The sequence below is a fragment of the Shewanella hafniensis genome (assembly GCF_019655335.1).
Taxonomy (GTDB): Bacteria; Pseudomonadota; Gammaproteobacteria; order Enterobacterales; family Shewanellaceae; genus Shewanella; species Shewanella hafniensis.
In genome coordinates this window covers 143,938-158,194 of sequence record NZ_BPFD01000001.1, presented here as the reverse complement: position 1 = coordinate 158,194, position 14,257 = coordinate 143,938, and the positions used below count along the sequence as shown (strand labels likewise).

The 14,257-nt window shown below is 45.7% G+C and carries 13 protein-coding genes and 7 tRNA genes; 18 read left to right on the top strand and 2 right to left on the bottom strand.

From position 1 onward, the window contains the following. The first annotated feature begins 343 nt into the window (after positions 1 to 343). The 10 genes from K5Q99_RS00730 to K5Q99_RS00685 all read left to right on the top strand — a co-directional run bounded on the left by K5Q99_RS00730 (position 344) and on the right by K5Q99_RS00685 (position 4,619). Entirely contained in the window at positions 344 to 1,621 is a 1,278-nt protein-coding gene (locus tag K5Q99_RS00730; protein WP_220775728.1) for an FAD-dependent monooxygenase, read from the top strand. Positions 1,622 to 1,774: 153 nt separating this feature from the next. After that, entirely contained in the window at positions 1,775 to 2,362 is a 588-nt protein-coding gene (gene pth, locus K5Q99_RS00725) for an aminoacyl-tRNA hydrolase (protein ID WP_106651361.1), read from the top strand. Between the two features lie 129 nt (positions 2,363 to 2,491). Beyond that, complete coding sequence (gene ychF, locus K5Q99_RS00720; RefSeq protein WP_106651360.1) at positions 2,492 to 3,583, top strand: redox-regulated ATPase YchF; 1,092 nt, start codon at positions 2,492 to 2,494, stop codon at positions 3,581 to 3,583. Positions 3,584 to 3,791: 208 nt separating this feature from the next. Further along, positions 3,792 to 3,868, top strand: a tRNA-Met gene (locus K5Q99_RS00715). Positions 3,869 to 3,963: 95 nt separating this feature from the next. After that, a tRNA-Leu gene (locus K5Q99_RS00710) sits at positions 3,964 to 4,048 on the top strand. A gap of 45 nt (positions 4,049 to 4,093) precedes the next feature. Next, a tRNA-Gln gene (locus K5Q99_RS00705) sits at positions 4,094 to 4,168 on the top strand. A gap of 22 nt (positions 4,169 to 4,190) precedes the next feature. After that, a tRNA-Gln gene (locus K5Q99_RS00700) sits at positions 4,191 to 4,265 on the top strand. Position 4,266: 1 nt separating this feature from the next. Next, positions 4,267 to 4,343 (top strand) — tRNA-Met (locus tag K5Q99_RS00695). 75 nt (positions 4,344 to 4,418) lie between these two features. After that, positions 4,419 to 4,503 (top strand) — tRNA-Leu (locus K5Q99_RS00690). Positions 4,504 to 4,544: 41 nt separating this feature from the next. Further along, a tRNA-Gln gene (locus tag K5Q99_RS00685) sits at positions 4,545 to 4,619 on the top strand. Positions 4,620 to 5,126: 507 nt separating this feature from the next. On the opposite strand, the gene K5Q99_RS00680 is transcribed toward K5Q99_RS00685, so the two are convergent. Beyond that, positions 5,127 to 5,822 carry an Ivy family c-type lysozyme inhibitor gene (locus K5Q99_RS00680; protein ID WP_220775747.1) on the bottom strand — a complete coding sequence of 232 codons (696 nt, stop codon included), beginning with the start codon at positions 5,820 to 5,822 and terminating at the stop codon, positions 5,127 to 5,129. 472 nt (positions 5,823 to 6,294) lie between these two features. On the opposite strand from K5Q99_RS00680, the gene K5Q99_RS00675 reads away from it, so the two are divergent. The 7 genes from K5Q99_RS00675 to secF all read left to right on the top strand — a co-directional run bounded on the left by K5Q99_RS00675 (position 6,295) and on the right by secF (position 13,145). Next, entirely contained in the window at positions 6,295 to 6,891 is a 597-nt protein-coding gene (locus K5Q99_RS00675) for a PepSY-associated TM helix domain-containing protein (RefSeq protein WP_220590925.1), read from the top strand. 16 nt (positions 6,892 to 6,907) lie between these two features. Continuing rightward, positions 6,908 to 7,432 carry a DUF2271 domain-containing protein gene (locus K5Q99_RS00670; RefSeq protein WP_220775727.1) on the top strand — a complete coding sequence of 175 codons (525 nt, stop codon included), beginning with the start codon at positions 6,908 to 6,910 and terminating at the stop codon, positions 7,430 to 7,432. A 42-nt stretch (positions 7,433 to 7,474) separates the two neighbouring features. Next, the gene (locus K5Q99_RS00665) at positions 7,475 to 8,293 is read left to right on the top strand and encodes a DUF4198 domain-containing protein (RefSeq protein ID WP_220775726.1); all 819 of its coding nucleotides are present in this window, start codon (positions 7,475 to 7,477) and stop codon (positions 8,291 to 8,293) included. A gap of 370 nt (positions 8,294 to 8,663) precedes the next feature. After that, complete coding sequence (gene greA / locus K5Q99_RS00660; RefSeq protein ID WP_028761461.1) at positions 8,664 to 9,140, top strand: transcription elongation factor GreA; 477 nt, start codon at positions 8,664 to 8,666, stop codon at positions 9,138 to 9,140. A 449-nt stretch (positions 9,141 to 9,589) separates the two neighbouring features. After that, the gene (locus tag K5Q99_RS00655; protein ID WP_220775746.1) at positions 9,590 to 10,198 is read left to right on the top strand and encodes a hypothetical protein; all 609 of its coding nucleotides are present in this window, start codon (positions 9,590 to 9,592) and stop codon (positions 10,196 to 10,198) included. A 227-nt stretch (positions 10,199 to 10,425) separates the two neighbouring features. Then, a complete protein-coding gene (gene secD, locus K5Q99_RS00650) occupies positions 10,426 to 12,240 on the top strand; it encodes a protein translocase subunit SecD (protein ID WP_107403985.1) in 1,815 nt (604 codons plus the stop codon). Between the two features lie 2 nt (positions 12,241 to 12,242). Continuing rightward, positions 12,243 to 13,145, top strand: coding sequence for a protein translocase subunit SecF (gene secF / locus K5Q99_RS00645; RefSeq protein ID WP_220775725.1), 903 nt, complete (start codon positions 12,243 to 12,245; stop codon positions 13,143 to 13,145). An 83-nt stretch (positions 13,146 to 13,228) separates the two neighbouring features. On the opposite strand, the gene yhbY is transcribed toward secF, so the two are convergent. Then, positions 13,229 to 13,528: a ribosome assembly RNA-binding protein YhbY gene (yhbY, locus tag K5Q99_RS00640; protein ID WP_006082725.1), complete on the bottom strand. Its 300-nt coding sequence runs from the start codon at positions 13,526 to 13,528 to the stop codon at positions 13,229 to 13,231. Positions 13,529 to 13,618: 90 nt separating this feature from the next. Here yhbY and rlmE point away from each other — a divergent pair, with 90 nt between their 5' ends. Beyond that, the gene (gene rlmE, locus K5Q99_RS00635) at positions 13,619 to 14,248 is read left to right on the top strand and encodes a 23S rRNA (uridine(2552)-2'-O)-methyltransferase RlmE (RefSeq protein ID WP_106651353.1); all 630 of its coding nucleotides are present in this window, start codon (positions 13,619 to 13,621) and stop codon (positions 14,246 to 14,248) included. Positions 14,249 to 14,257: the final 9 nt, after the last annotated feature.

Genomic DNA, 14,257 nt, shown 5'->3' with positions numbered 1-14,257 from the left:
GGCGCTAGCTAAGTGAAAGTATTTAACACCCATAACGCTAACCGAATCACAATCTTTGGATTAAGTGATATTGGCTATGATGCAGGTGTGACTTGAGTGTAGTCAGTGTTGTAATGGGGCAATTTTGTCTTTGTAAGCAACTGTGAGCAGGTGGGGTGATAGCAACATTTGCTCACGTTTGAGTGCTAAGAGACATACTTTTGATACAAAGTGAGTGGCTTTTTCCTGCATAGGTTTGGTCAATGCTGTCGGTGTAAAATAGCTGGCGCATAGATAGTGTAAAGACGTCGTTTGGGCATTAATAAACAAGGCAATAAAGGTGGTAACTAAGGTGGTAAGTAAGATGAGCCAAATTGATGAAACAAGTGCACTGATGACATCCGATACAACTCATTCTGACGTGACTCATTTAGACGTCACTCGTGTTGAATGCAATCATGCTGCAGGCACTGAGTTCGATGTCATTCTTGTCGGCGGCGGTATGGTCGGTGCGGCGACAGCAATTGGATTAGCTCAGCAAGGTTTAAAAGTGGCGGTGATTGAATCCTTTGCGCCAGAGGCTTATCAAGCCGAGCAGCCGTTAGATGTGCGAGTCTCGGCCATCAGTGTGGCTTCTGAAAGTTTGCTTGAGCGTCTTGGCGCCTTGGACTCACTGCTGAAAATGCGCAATGTGCCTTACCTTGGTTTAGAAACCTGGGAGCTCGATGGCTGTATCACTCAATTCCACAGTTCACAAATTGGCGCCAGCCATTTAGGCCATATAGTTGAAAACCGATTAATCCAACTTGCCCTGTGGCAACAGATGGCGCAATTGGCCGGCATCACTTTATATTGTCCCGATAAAGTGGCGGCATTTGCCCGTGAGAACGACAGTGTAAGTGTGCACTTACAATCGAATCATAAACTTAACGCTAAGTTATTGGTCGGTGCCGATGGTGCGCACTCGCAGGTGCGCCAATGGGCGGGGATTGGTATATCGGGTTGGGATTACGCTCAATCGGCAATGCTGATCAATATCCGCACCGCACAGGGCCAGCAAGATGTCACATGGCAGCAGTTTACACCTAAAGGACCGCGCTCTTTGTTACCTCTGCCCGGTAATAACGCTTCGCTAGTGTGGTACGACGATGCCAATCGAATAAAACAGTTAATGCAGCTGAATAATAAACAGCTCGCAGAGCAGATACGTTTGCATTTCCCTGCGCGCCTAGATGCCGATTTTACCGTTGAGAATAAAGGCAGTTTTGGTCTGACTCGTCGCCATGCGCAGCGCTACTATAGTCAGAACGTGGTGATTTTAGGGGATGCCGCCCACACTATCAATCCGCTCGCCGGTCAAGGGGTGAACCTTGGGTTTAAGGATGTCGAAGCATTTTTGGCGGTCATCAAGGATGCATTAACCCAAGATAATATCTGGTGGTCGAATGAAGTGCTGGCCCAATATCAGCGCAAACGTTATCGCGATAACCAGCTGATGATGACGGCGATGGATGTGTTTTACGCCGGTTTTAGCAACGATATCTTGCCGCTTAAGCTGCTGCGTAATGGCGCGTTAAAGTTGGCAAACATCAATTCTCCGATCAAAAAGACCGTCTTAAAATATGCTATGGGGCTTAATTAATCCTGCGTTGTTTTGCGTTCTGGCTGAGTGGGATGACGTGGCATTTGTTGACTTGGGCTTTGAGTGCTAAAATGCCGCGTTTTTAGTAGCTATGGTCAGTTCAGTCGACGCTTTTGCACGGCTGCCATCGACGAAATAACGATATTGAGTGTCATGAGCGAAATAAAATTAATAGTTGGTCTGGCTAATCCAGGTGCTGAATATGCACACACTCGCCATAATGCGGGGGCTTGGTACGTTCTAGAGCTGGCACGAATTTGCGGTGTGACTTTAGTGGCCGACAGTAAGTATTTTGGTTTGACCGCCAGAGCCGTATTGCACGGTAAAGATGTCCGCTTATTGATCCCAACCACTTATATGAATTTAAGCGGTAAAGCGGTGGGTGCTTTGGCAAATTTTTTTCGTATCACGCCGGAAGAGATTCTGGTTGCTCACGATGAACTCGATCTGCCGCCCGGTGTAGCTAAGTTCAAGCTCGGTGGCGGTCATGGCGGCCACAATGGTTTGAAAGATATTATTGCTAAACTGGCTAACGATAAAAATTTCTACCGTTTACGCTTAGGTATCGGTCATCCCGGCGATAAGAACCAAGTCAGTGGTTACGTACTAGGCAAAGCACCTGCCAAAGAGCAAGAGCTTATTGATGCGGCGATAGATGAAGCTGTGCGTTGTACCGAGATTTTGTTTAAGCAAGACATGGTGAAAGCCATGAACAGATTACACTCCTTTAAAGCGGAGTAGGTTTTGCTTTGGCGAGACCCAAGTATAAAGTGATTTAATTATTCAGTAATGTGCTGCCATAGGGCAGGACGACTAAACCTCGCTGATGAGTGTGACTCGTTAGCCAATAATCGAGAGAAAGGTAAGCATATGGGTTTTAAATGCGGCATTGTTGGTCTTCCTAACGTTGGTAAATCAACGCTTTTCAATGCGTTAACTAAGGCTGGCATCGAAGCGGCTAACTTCCCGTTTTGTACCATTGAACCTAACACGGGTGTTGTACCTGTGCCGGATCCACGTCTGGATGCGTTAGCTGCGATTGTGAATCCACAACGTATATTACCGACCACGATGGAATTCGTGGATATCGCGGGTCTTGTGGCTGGTGCATCTAAAGGCGAAGGTTTAGGTAACAAGTTCCTTGCTAACATCCGTGAAACCGATGCCATTGGTCACGTAGTACGCTGTTTCGATGATGACAATATTGTTCACGTTGCTAACAAGGTTGATCCCGCTGGCGATATCGAAGTGATTAACACTGAATTAGCCTTAGCGGACTTAGACAGCTTAGAACGCGCGGTTCAACGCCAGCAAAAACGTGCTAAAGGCGGTGATAAAGACGCTAAGTTTGAAGTGGAAGTATTAGAAAAAATGCGTCCAATTTTAGACGAAGCGAAAATGCTGCGTTCAATGGAATTATCTAAAGAAGAACTGGAAGCCGTTGCTTACCTTAACTTCTTAACCTTAAAGCCGACCATGTATATTGCTAACGTGGCGGAAGATGGTTTTGAGAATAACCCACACTTAGACGCTGTTCGCGCTATTGCTGCAACAGAAAACGCTATCGTTGTTGCTGTGTGCGCCGCGATTGAATCTGAATTAGCTGAAATGGACATCTCAGATCGCGATGAGTTTATGGCTGATCTGGGTATCGAAGAGCCTGGTTTAGATCGCGTTATCCGTGCTGGTTATCAATTACTGAATTTGCAAACCTATTTCACCGCAGGCGTGAAAGAAGTGCGTGCTTGGACTGTGCCAGTCGGTGCGAGTGCTCCGCAAGCGGCAGGCGTGATCCACACCGATTTTGAACGTGGTTTTATCCGTGCTCAAGTGATGGCATTTGATGACTTTATCGCTCACAAAGGTGAAGCGGGCGCGAAAGAAGCCGGTAAGTTACGTGTGGAAGGCAAAACCTATATCGTTAAAGATGGCGATGTGATGCATTTCTTGTTTAACGTATAACTAGGATTAGACAAGCCCTAAACCTTGATAAATTAAGCTAAGTACGAGTAACAGTGTGTTATTTAGCACATCTGTTGCTCAGTTTGGTGAAGTAATAGCCGAACAGCTTAACCTAAGGGAAATAGCGAAAAAAAGCTGTTGACCTCGATACCTCGAATAAGCATAATACGCCCCGTTCCTCGCTGAGAGGGGCGCGTAATATCGAAGTGGCAATGTAGCTCAGCTGGTTAGAGCACAGCACTCATAATGCTGGGGTCGCAGGTTCAAGTCCCGCCATTGCTACCATTTTATTTAAGAAGCATATTCTTATATAAAATAGACGGCGATTTTACTCTAGCATTGATTGCTAGCATCTCTTCAAGATGTAAACACGAAGCTGTGCGGGAATGGTGAAATTGGTAGACACGCCAGATTTAGGTTCTGGTGCCGCAAGGTGTGAGAGTTCAAGTCTCTCTTCCCGTACCATTTTTAGAAACATCGGCGATAGCGGATGTTTGAAACAGAGTTAGTTGGGGTATCGCCAAGTGGTAAGGCACCGGGTTTTGATCTCGGCATTCCAAGGTTCGAATCCTTGTACCCCAGCCATTTTCTCAGTTTCCAAGTTGATTGGGGTATCGCCAAGTGGTAAGGCACCGGGTTTTGATCTCGGCATTCCAAGGTTCGAATCCTTGTACCCCAGCCATGGCAATGTAGCTCAGCTGGTTAGAGCACAGCACTCATAATGCTGGGGTCGCAGGTTCAAGTCCCGCCATTGCTACCATATTTAACTCTGTTAAAGTGATTTATCAGAGAAAAATCCAAAGCTGTTGAACAAACAATTTTGGTACATTTTGATGCGGGAATGGTGAAATTGGTAGACACGCCAGATTTAGGTTCTGGTGCCGCGAGGTGTGAGAGTTCAAGTCTCTCTTCCCGTACCATCAAAATGCAATCTTCAGAAAGAAGATTAAACACAGTTTATTGGGGTATCGCCAAGTGGTAAGGCACCGGGTTTTGATCTCGGCATTCCAAGGTTCGAATCCTTGTACCCCAGCCAAAAGTTAAAAAGCCTGTCTTCGGACAGGCTTTTTGCTTTCAGGCTTTCTGGCTTTCTGGCTTTTCACTATATCCTTACTATTCGATTTCACTCTCTATCTGCTTTCGCATTATTCGCAGTTTGGTTTCTTTCGCTTTCTTCGTTTAGCATTTCCCTTTTCCCTTTTCTATCAATGTCCTTGCTATAGCTGGTTTGAATTTCTGTCGTTTGTTTTTATCAAGCCGTTTATAGGTTGGGTAACTCAATAATGATGTATTGGATTTTAAGTCGTCAGCAAGCTGAATAAGCCTTATCTGTTTAGTTCTGGGATTCAGAGAGTGGAGTGAAGCTTAGAGTTAGCAAGCACAACTAATCTTTGAGTGAGCATAAGAGCCAACATAAGCACCAGCATAATAGCAGGCATAAGAAGCTGGGCTTGGATCAGAATGTCGAACTGGGGAATTGGCACTTTACAAGACGACAGTGAATACCACAGTGCCAGTTGATTAGGCACTGTGGTGATCTGTGTTATTGCTTTTTGACTTCTGGCACGACAGGCAGCGATTTTATTTCCGCTGGAACTGCTGGCATTGCAGATGTGGCCACTTTTGCTGCCGCTTCAGTGAGCGTTGCTGGCAATACAGCATGCTCAGTGACAGCACTTTGAACCGCGTTAACTTCACCCTTGGCAACCGCTTTGACGGCATTAGGCACTGCTAACTGTTGCTGCACTTGGTTCGCGCCCGCATCTAAGGCTTTTTGTTGTAACTTCTGCGGATCGGTATAGTCGGCTAATTCCTTCGGCCAACTTGGGACCAGCTTTTGCGCTTGATTACTAAATTGCTCAGAAAACACTGAGGGCGCGCCGCCTTTCATTAGCATGACTGCCATTTGGTTGGTGTCAGAGTTCCAAACTAGCCCCGCTTTTTCTGCCATCTCAGGTACAGGAGTATAAGTTGACACTAAATAGATGAGTGGACCTTCCTGCTGGATCTTGTCGGCCGTTTTGAGCAGCGACAGGGTAGTATCGTAATTTTTACCCAACAATTCCTGCATACGGTTCTTAATGAGTGGCTGTTCGAATAAGCCGACATCATTTGGATCTAAACCGACAAGGGGCTTGAGCAAGGCCCACATTAGTTGACCTTGGGGTGACATTAATAAGAGTGGAGCAACACAGGCGTTGAGCATTAACGCGAGCCACAGAATATGCAGGCAGCGCATTTTTTTGAGCAGAGATGTACTCAAGATAATATTTCCTTGGGAGTACCAGCAAGTCGCCGGCGGCGGATTGTAGCCGATTGGCATGAGGTAAACGAGTGGGGGCGTAAAGTAAATTTTATGCCAAAAAGTTAGCGTGAATGTTGGATTTTATCTCTATGAATCTAATGAATATTTACAGATGATACCGTAAATAACTTGCTGCTAATTTAATCAAAGATAATGGCTTTTGAGTGTTAAATGCAGATTTGCCTGTAAGCGGTTTATTTTTTCAGTCTTATTCTTCAATCCTATATTTCAGCTTCTTTTTCAGTATTGAATATGTAAAGTTTGTAAACTTTGTTCTATTTGATAATCGATCTCATTTAATCTCGCACATTAAATTAGTTTAATGCAGCTCATTTCAGTTTTAGGCTGCATAGGGAAAGCCGATTCTGGAGGCATTTCTCTTCGGGTTGCTTTTGAGAGTGCACCATTGAAATTAAGAGTCAGTAAGTCGTCTTTGTCCTTTGCTCGAATTATCCATGTATATGTATCTATGGCCTTGTTGCTGCTGATGCTGTTTTTTGCGGTGACAGGCATAACGTTAAATCACCCTAATTGGTTTTCTCAAACAGATCAGGAACCTAAACGGGAGCAAGTGCCCATTCCTGCCTATTTATTACCCGTCGATACTCAAGATGCGCAGTGGCGTTTGGCAACGGGCCATTGGCTGAAAAGTGAATGGGCTATGGATATGGCCACTGCCGATATAGATGAAGATGAAATTAGCTTAGTCAGCAAAGGGCCCGGAACTTACCGTAGCCTGACGTTGGACTTACTCGACGGCCAAGCCTATGTCGAAACCTTAGATTATGGTGTCGTAGCCGTAGTGAATGATTTGCATAAGGGCCGCAACACAGGCATTGCTTGGGCTTGGATACTCGACCTTAGCGCCATACTGATTATTTTATTTTCGCTTACTGGGGCTTACTTATTATTGCCTCAAACCAAGCGCCTCAAAAAGTCATTGTTATACATGGTACTCGTCAGCGGTAGTTGCGGACTTGTGTATGTTTATTTCGTTCCCTAAGGAGTGTAGACCGAGTATGCGTCATCTTATTCGTACTGTTGCGGTGAGTGCTTTGTTTATGAGTTCTGCTGCGTTTGCTGCGCCACAAATGACTGTCGATTTAACCTTGCCGGAAATTACCGAAGGCCAATATCACAGACCTTATGTGGCGGTATGGGTTGAGGATGCCCAAGGACAACCGGTAAAAACCTTAAGCCTTTGGGTTTGGGATGAAGGCCATAAATGGCTTAAAGACATCCGCCGTTGGTGGCGTAAAGCAGGTCGTGACGATATGAGTTTTGTTGATGGTATTGCATCTGCCACACGCCCTGCGGGTCATTACAAAATCGATTGGGATTTAAAAGATGAGGCGGGTAAAGCACTTGAGCCCGCTCGTTATACTGTGTTTATTGAAGTGGTGCGTGAGCATGGTGGTCGCGATCTCGTGCGACAAAATATCGATTTAACCACGGGGGACTTCTCTGTGCAGTTACCCGCCACCACTGAAACTGGTGTTATCGACATACGCTTAAGCGGCATGGCTCGCAGAGCCTTCAAATGAACATATTGCCCGTACATTACTCGTTAAACTTAAGGAAAAGGCATGAAATTACGTCTTATTGCATTACTTAGCACACTTTGTATTAGCCCGTTGGCAAGCAGCCACGACAGATGGATCTTACCTAGCCACTTTAACGTTTCGGCCGAAAGCCAAGAGGCCGTGTGGATCACTTCAGATGTGTCTGCTAGTAATCAAGTGTTTATGATGGATAAACCTTTCAGTGCCAGTGATGTACGTGTGTTATTGCCCAATGGTGAGTCAAGCTCTCCAAGCTCAAGTTATACCGGCGGCCGTAAGTCGGTATTTGACGTGCAATTGCTGCAAGATGGCACCTATAAGTTCGAGAAAGAAGTCACGCCGCGTTATTTCTCCCGCTATAAAGTGAAAGGCAAAGAAGGCTTTGTCCGCAGTCGTTTAGATAAAAAAGCGACCGCCGCTGTCATGCCAAAGGGCGCCTCTGAATTAGAAGGTTCTTTAAATGTGTCGCGGGTGGAAACCTACGTAACCCGAAATAAGCCGACGGATAAGGTTTTGGCTCCTAAGGGCGAGTACTTGGAATTAGTCCCTGTGACCCATCCTGCGGATATCGTTGAAAACGAACCCGCCACATTGCAGTTTGTTTATGATGGTAAACCCGTTGCAGGTGTGAGTGTTGCGATTATGAAAGACGGCAGCCTATACCGAAACAAGCCTGAAGAAATCGCCTTGACCTCAGATAAAGACGGTAAAGTAGCCATGACCTTGCCAGCGGCGGGACGTTATCTTTTACATGCATCGATTGAACGTCCAAACTCAGACACTTCCCTTGCCGATAAAACCGTAAGTGAGATTTTCCTTACGTTTGAAGCTGGGCTTGAATAGGATTCATTTTCCGCTTAAGTGACTAAGCGTTATAAATGACTGAGTGTGATGAATGATTGAGTGTTATTAATGAGTTAGCCTTCATAGTTAAATGCCCACAGCCGCAACGTCGAGTGGGCATTTTTGTATTCAGCCTCCCTTTATCTATACGGCTTTTTATCAATGTCACCACAATGATCCTATCTGGCTCGCGGATTTAGATTTCATTGCTGGTAACTCCGCTTAAGGTTGGGTAAGCTGCGTCAATGCATTGTTCTTGATGCATCAAAGGCGCATAACGATTAGAATAGCGCAATTCCACCCTCATTTGACTGTGTTGACCTTAGCGTTGGCACGGGTTGCTTTTGTTTTAAAGGAGACGAAAGAAGTTATGACTAAGGTTCCTATGACAGTTGTCGGTGCAGAGCAGCTGCGTAAAGAGTTAGATATTCTCAAGTTTGACCGTCGCCCTAAGATCACTGAAGCCATTGCTTCAGCGAGAGAGTTAGGCGACCTGAAAGAAAACGCGGAATACCATGCGGCTCGTGAGGAACAAGGTATTTGTGAAGCACGTATCCGTGATATTGAGGGTAAGTTATCTAACGCGCAAATTATCGATGTCACTAAGATGGTGAACAACGGTCGTATCATTTTTGGCGCCACTGTAACTATTTTGAATCTCGATACTGACGTTGAAGTGACTTATCGCATAGTCGGCGATGATGAAGCGAATATTAAAGAAAACCTGATTTCAGTTAACTCACCGATAGCACGTGGCTTAGTGGGTAAAAATGAAGGTGATGAAGTGTCGATTACCACACCTGGTGGCATGACAGATTACGAAATCATCTCAGTACAGTATTTATAATCAGCGAATCGATTTAGCTATAGAGTCTGCTAAGTCGTGCCGAGAGTATGATTTGTGCTGGTTCTAAAACCGCCCTAGGGCGGTTTTTTGTTATCTGTAAATCCAGTTGGCATGCATGTTTAGAGATTGAGTTTTGCATGTGAATTTAAGATGTAGCTGTGAATTTAAGATGTAGCTATGGATTTAAGATTTAGCTATGGATAGAGACCGCGTTTCAGAGGGGAACTCGAAAGATGGATAAAGATTAATTTGTCTCTTGCTGCACTTTTACTTAAGCTGCAAATCTAGCTTCATCAGCAAGCTTAACCAGTAATTACTCAGTGTTGTTTGATTTAGCACGAGTTTTATTTTAAACCCTAACGTTAACTAGCAAATGCTAAGCATGAATGGGGTTATTTTTCGTTTTAATAAGAGGGCACGCTTTGGTAAAACACTGGCGTACGGGATTGATGTTAGTTTGCGTGGCGATCATGCTGATTGCGCACTCGGCTAGCTATACGCCAAAAACCTCAGTACAACGCAGTGATACAAGTCATCATTATATTCAGACACATACAAATCTTAATAAAGCGGCTCTAAAACAAACGGCCCAGATGAACACTGTGAGTCCTGATAGTTCAACTCCCGATGCAGAGCCAAGCGCTGAATCTCAAAGTTTGCCCGATGCTATTGCTCAATCGCATTCACATTCTGATGCCCAAACCGTTGAAAGCTGCGGCTCGTTGAGTAGCCATGATGTCCATGGTGCCAGTTCAGAGTCAGCATCCCAGCCAACACCTTGTCCAAGCTCAGATTACATGAGTCATTCGGACGACTTAAATTTTGCCCCAATCAATTCGCCGCGTTTTATTAGTCTTGCCCAACACGATGTGCGTGAGGTGAAACCGATTTATGTACTCGCGGTAGACTTTACTGCCGAACCGACACCCGATGTCGTTGAACCTACCGTTCTGGATATCACATCCGACTGGACGCTTTCAGCTGTATCTTCCCCAGCCCGAATTTCCGGGTGGAAAGTCTCAAATCTTCAATATCGATTTAGTCAGCAAGCCGCTTAACTCACCTATTTAGGTGTGCTATCTACTGGAGTCTGCTCCCGTTGAACTTGCATGCCATTGCATTTTTGTTCTCACCGAAACCATCTCTATCGCGGCTACATTCGCTGTGATGACTTGAGTCTAACTGGCTAGATTTGCTGGTGCTCAATGATAGGTTTCGGAGTGATATCAATATGTTCGCTTAGCTTTTGACTTAAAAGTTAGGTGATAAATAGCGAGTTAATCCCATGGAAAGAAAACCCAATAAACGGCTGCTAAATCACTATTCAGCTTGGAAATATATAGTCCTTATCGTCACCATCATAGTGATGTTATTCAGTGCCTTGCCAACATTTTATGGTGAGGATGCCGCGGTGCAAGTGGGCGCGAAGGCGGGGTTAACACTTACGCCCGTAGCCCTTAGAGATAAGCTGCAAGCTGAAGGCGTGACGGTAAAACGCATCGACCAAAAGAATGGCGAAACCCTGATTGTCCTCGATGCGGATAACCAACAAACCTTAGTCAAAACCTTGGTTTCTTCTATGGTGACAGAGCCCAAAGAGTTGACCTTATCCCTTGCCAGTGCCGCGCCGAGTTGGTTGCAAAACTTAGGTTTTCAGCCGATTAAACTAGGGCTCGACTTACGTGGTGGGGTGCAGTTTCTACTCGATGTGGATGTTGATCCTGTGTATCAAACTCAGGGTGAGGCGTTAGTTGATTCGCTACGCCAATTCATCCGTGAGCAGAAGATCCGTGGCGCCAGCGTCTATTTGGATCAAACTAACCAGTTAAACCTGACGCTGCCCGATAATGACGCCCGCGCCGCCGTGCGTCAGATGATGAAACAGTCCTATCCAAATTGGCAATTATCCAATACCGATGGCGCGGGTTTACAGATTAAGTTGAGCCAAGAGGAACAAACTAAACTGCGTAATTTGACTGTGCAGCAAAACTTGCAAGTTATGCGCAGTCGTATTGAAGAACTTGGCATCACAGAAGCCTTAGTACAGCGCCAAGGCGATCATCGAATTCGGATTGAGTTGCCTGGCGTGCAAGATCCTGCAGCCGCGAAAAACGTCATTGGTGCTACAGCGAGTCTGGCTTTCTTTGAGGTGAAAGAGTCAGGTTCTGTGAATGCCATGGTGCTTAACGACAAGTCGGGTAAGCCTATTTATGTGAGCCGCACGCCAGTACTGGGTGGCGATCACATTGTCGATGCCAGAGCGAGTTTAGGTGAGATGGGCATGGCCGAGGTGAACATTAACCTCGACCGTGTCGGCGGGCAGAAAATGTCTGAGTTCTCCCGAACCAATATCGGCAAACCTATGGCGACGTCTTACAGCGAATACAGCCGTGATGAACAAGGTAAGGCTAAGCAAACTCAAGAGATTATCAGCGTCGCGACCATTCAATCCCAGCTTGGAGACCGCTTCCGCATCACTGGCGCTGGCACCTATCAAGAAGCGCAGCAATTAGCCCTGTTACTAAGAGCGGGTTCTATGACGGCGCCAGTGACGATTGTGGAAGAGCGTACCATTGGCCCGACGTTAGGCGCTGAAAATATTGAAAACGGTTTTGCTGCGCTTGGTCTAGGTATGGGTATTACCTTGTTGTTTATGGCACTTTGGTATCGTCGTCTCGGTTGGGTGGCGAATATCGCGCTTATTTCGAACATGGTGATCTTGTTCGGCCTACTGGCGCTTATTCCTGGTGCTGTGTTGACCTTACCCGGTATTGCTGGCTTGGTGTTAACAGTCGGTATGGCTGTTGATACCAACGTGCTGATTTTTGAGCGAATAAAAGATAAGTTAAAAGAAGGACGCAGTTTTGCGCTGGCAATTGATACGGGGTTTGATAGTGCGTTTTCGACCATTTTCGACGCTAACTTCACCACTATGATCACGGCGGTCGTGCTGTATTCCATCGGTAATGGCCCAATACAAGGTTTCGCCTTGACCTTAGGTCTAGGTCTGTTGACCAGCATGTTTACCGGTATCTTTGCTTCAAGAGCCTTGATTAACTTAGTTTACGGACGTGATGCTAGTCGTCATGTGAGGGTATAACCATGAAAAATATCAATTTAACAAAATGGCGTTATGTCTCCAGTGCTATCTCAATTTTGTTGATGATAACGTCATTAGCCATCATAGGTGTAAAGGGTTTTAACTGGGGATTAGACTTTACCGGTGGTGTGGTGACTGAGGTTCAGCTCGATAGAAAAATCACCAGCAGTGAGTTACAACCTTTGCTCAACGCTGCCTATCAGCAGGAAGTCTCTGTGATCTCGGCCAGTGAGCCGGGGCGTTGGGTATTACGCTATGGTGATATAAAGAGTGCTGATACTGAGCAAAGCAATGTCGATATTCAGCAGGCATTAGCGCCACTTAACTCTGAAGTGCAAGTCCTTAACAGCAGCGTTGTTGGGCCGCAGATTGGTCAAGAACTGGCGGAGCAGGGTGGGTTAGCGCTGTTAGTCGCTATGCTGTGTATTTTAGGCTATTTAAGTTATCGCTTCGAGTGGCGACTCGCATCGGGCGCTTTGTTTGCGCTGGTACACGACGTTGTGTTCGTACTGGCGTTTTTTGCACTAACGCAGATGGAGTTTAATTTAACGGTACTGGCGGCTGTGCTGGCGATTTTAGGTTATTCGTTAAATGACTCGATTATCATTGCTGACCGTATCCGTGAATTATTGATTGCTAAGCCAAAGCTTGCCATTCAAGACATTAATAACCAAGCGATTGCGGCGACATTCTCCCGTACTATGGTGACGTCAGGGACAACCTTAATGACGGTCGGTGCGCTGTGGATCATGGGCGGCGGGCCGCTGGAAGGATTCTCGATAGCGATGTTTATCGGTATTTTAACCGGTACATTCTCATCGATTTCTGTTGGCACCTCACTGCCTGAGTTTTTAGGTTTAACGCCTGAGCATTATAAGGAACAAGTGATTTCTGATACGCCTTAGTGCTTTATTTTCATTCGTAGCAAAAACAAAGAGGCCACTCAATTGAGTGGCCTCTTTGTTAACACAATAAAAATCAAGAAAAATTATTTTGCCTTTGGCAAAGCAATTTTCATTTCTGGTGATTGACGATAAATCACCAGAATATGACCAATAAGTTGCACTTTTGCGGATTGAGTTTCACGTACTATGGCATCAACGATGGCATTTTTTAGCTCTCTGTCGGCAGAGGCTACTTTCACTTTAATCAATTCATGATAAGCGAGTGCGCTTTCAATTTCAGCGAGTACACCTTCAGTCAATCCATTGGCACCAAGCAGCACCACTGGCTTTAGCGGATGCGCTAGACCTTTTAAATGCTGTTTTTGTTTGGTTGTTAAGTTCATTTCTACCAACTTTTGCTGAGTTACTGTTGAAAAACGGCTATTCTACCCTTATATAGCCTTTGTGTAACTCTCAATTGTTGCGGATTTTAAATGTCAGGTAAAAAACGTACGGCCAGTTCCAATCGATGGATGCTAGAACACTTTGATGATCATTATGTCAAACTCGCACAAAAAATGGGATTGCGATCTCGCGCTGCGTTTAAGCTTGAGGAGATCCAGCAAAAGGATCAACTTATCCGCTCCGGTATGACTGTGGTTGACTTAGGGGCAGCGCCGGGAGGCTGGTCTCAAGTGGCGGTTAAATTAGCCGGAGAAAAAGGTAAGGTCATCGCCTGTGACATTTTGCCTATGGATCCCATCGTCGGGGTAGACTTTTTGCAAGGGGATTTTCGTGAAGATAAAGTCCTTCAAGCATTGCTTACCCGAGTCGGTGACGCTAAGGTTGACGTTGTGTTGTCTGACATGGCGCCCAACATGAGTGGTTCAGATGGTGTAGACCAGCCGCGCGCCATGTATTTAGTGGAATTGGCGTTAGATATGTGTCATCAAGTTTTGGCACCTAACGGCTGTTTTGCGGTAAAAGTCTTTCAGGGGGAGGGCTTTGACGAATACATGAAAGCGGTAAAAGAGGCGTTCAAAGTAGTTAAAACACGTAAACCGGACTCTTCGCGGGCGCGTTCCCGTGAAGTCTATCTTGTGGCGACTGGGTACAAGTTGTAGTAACCTAGC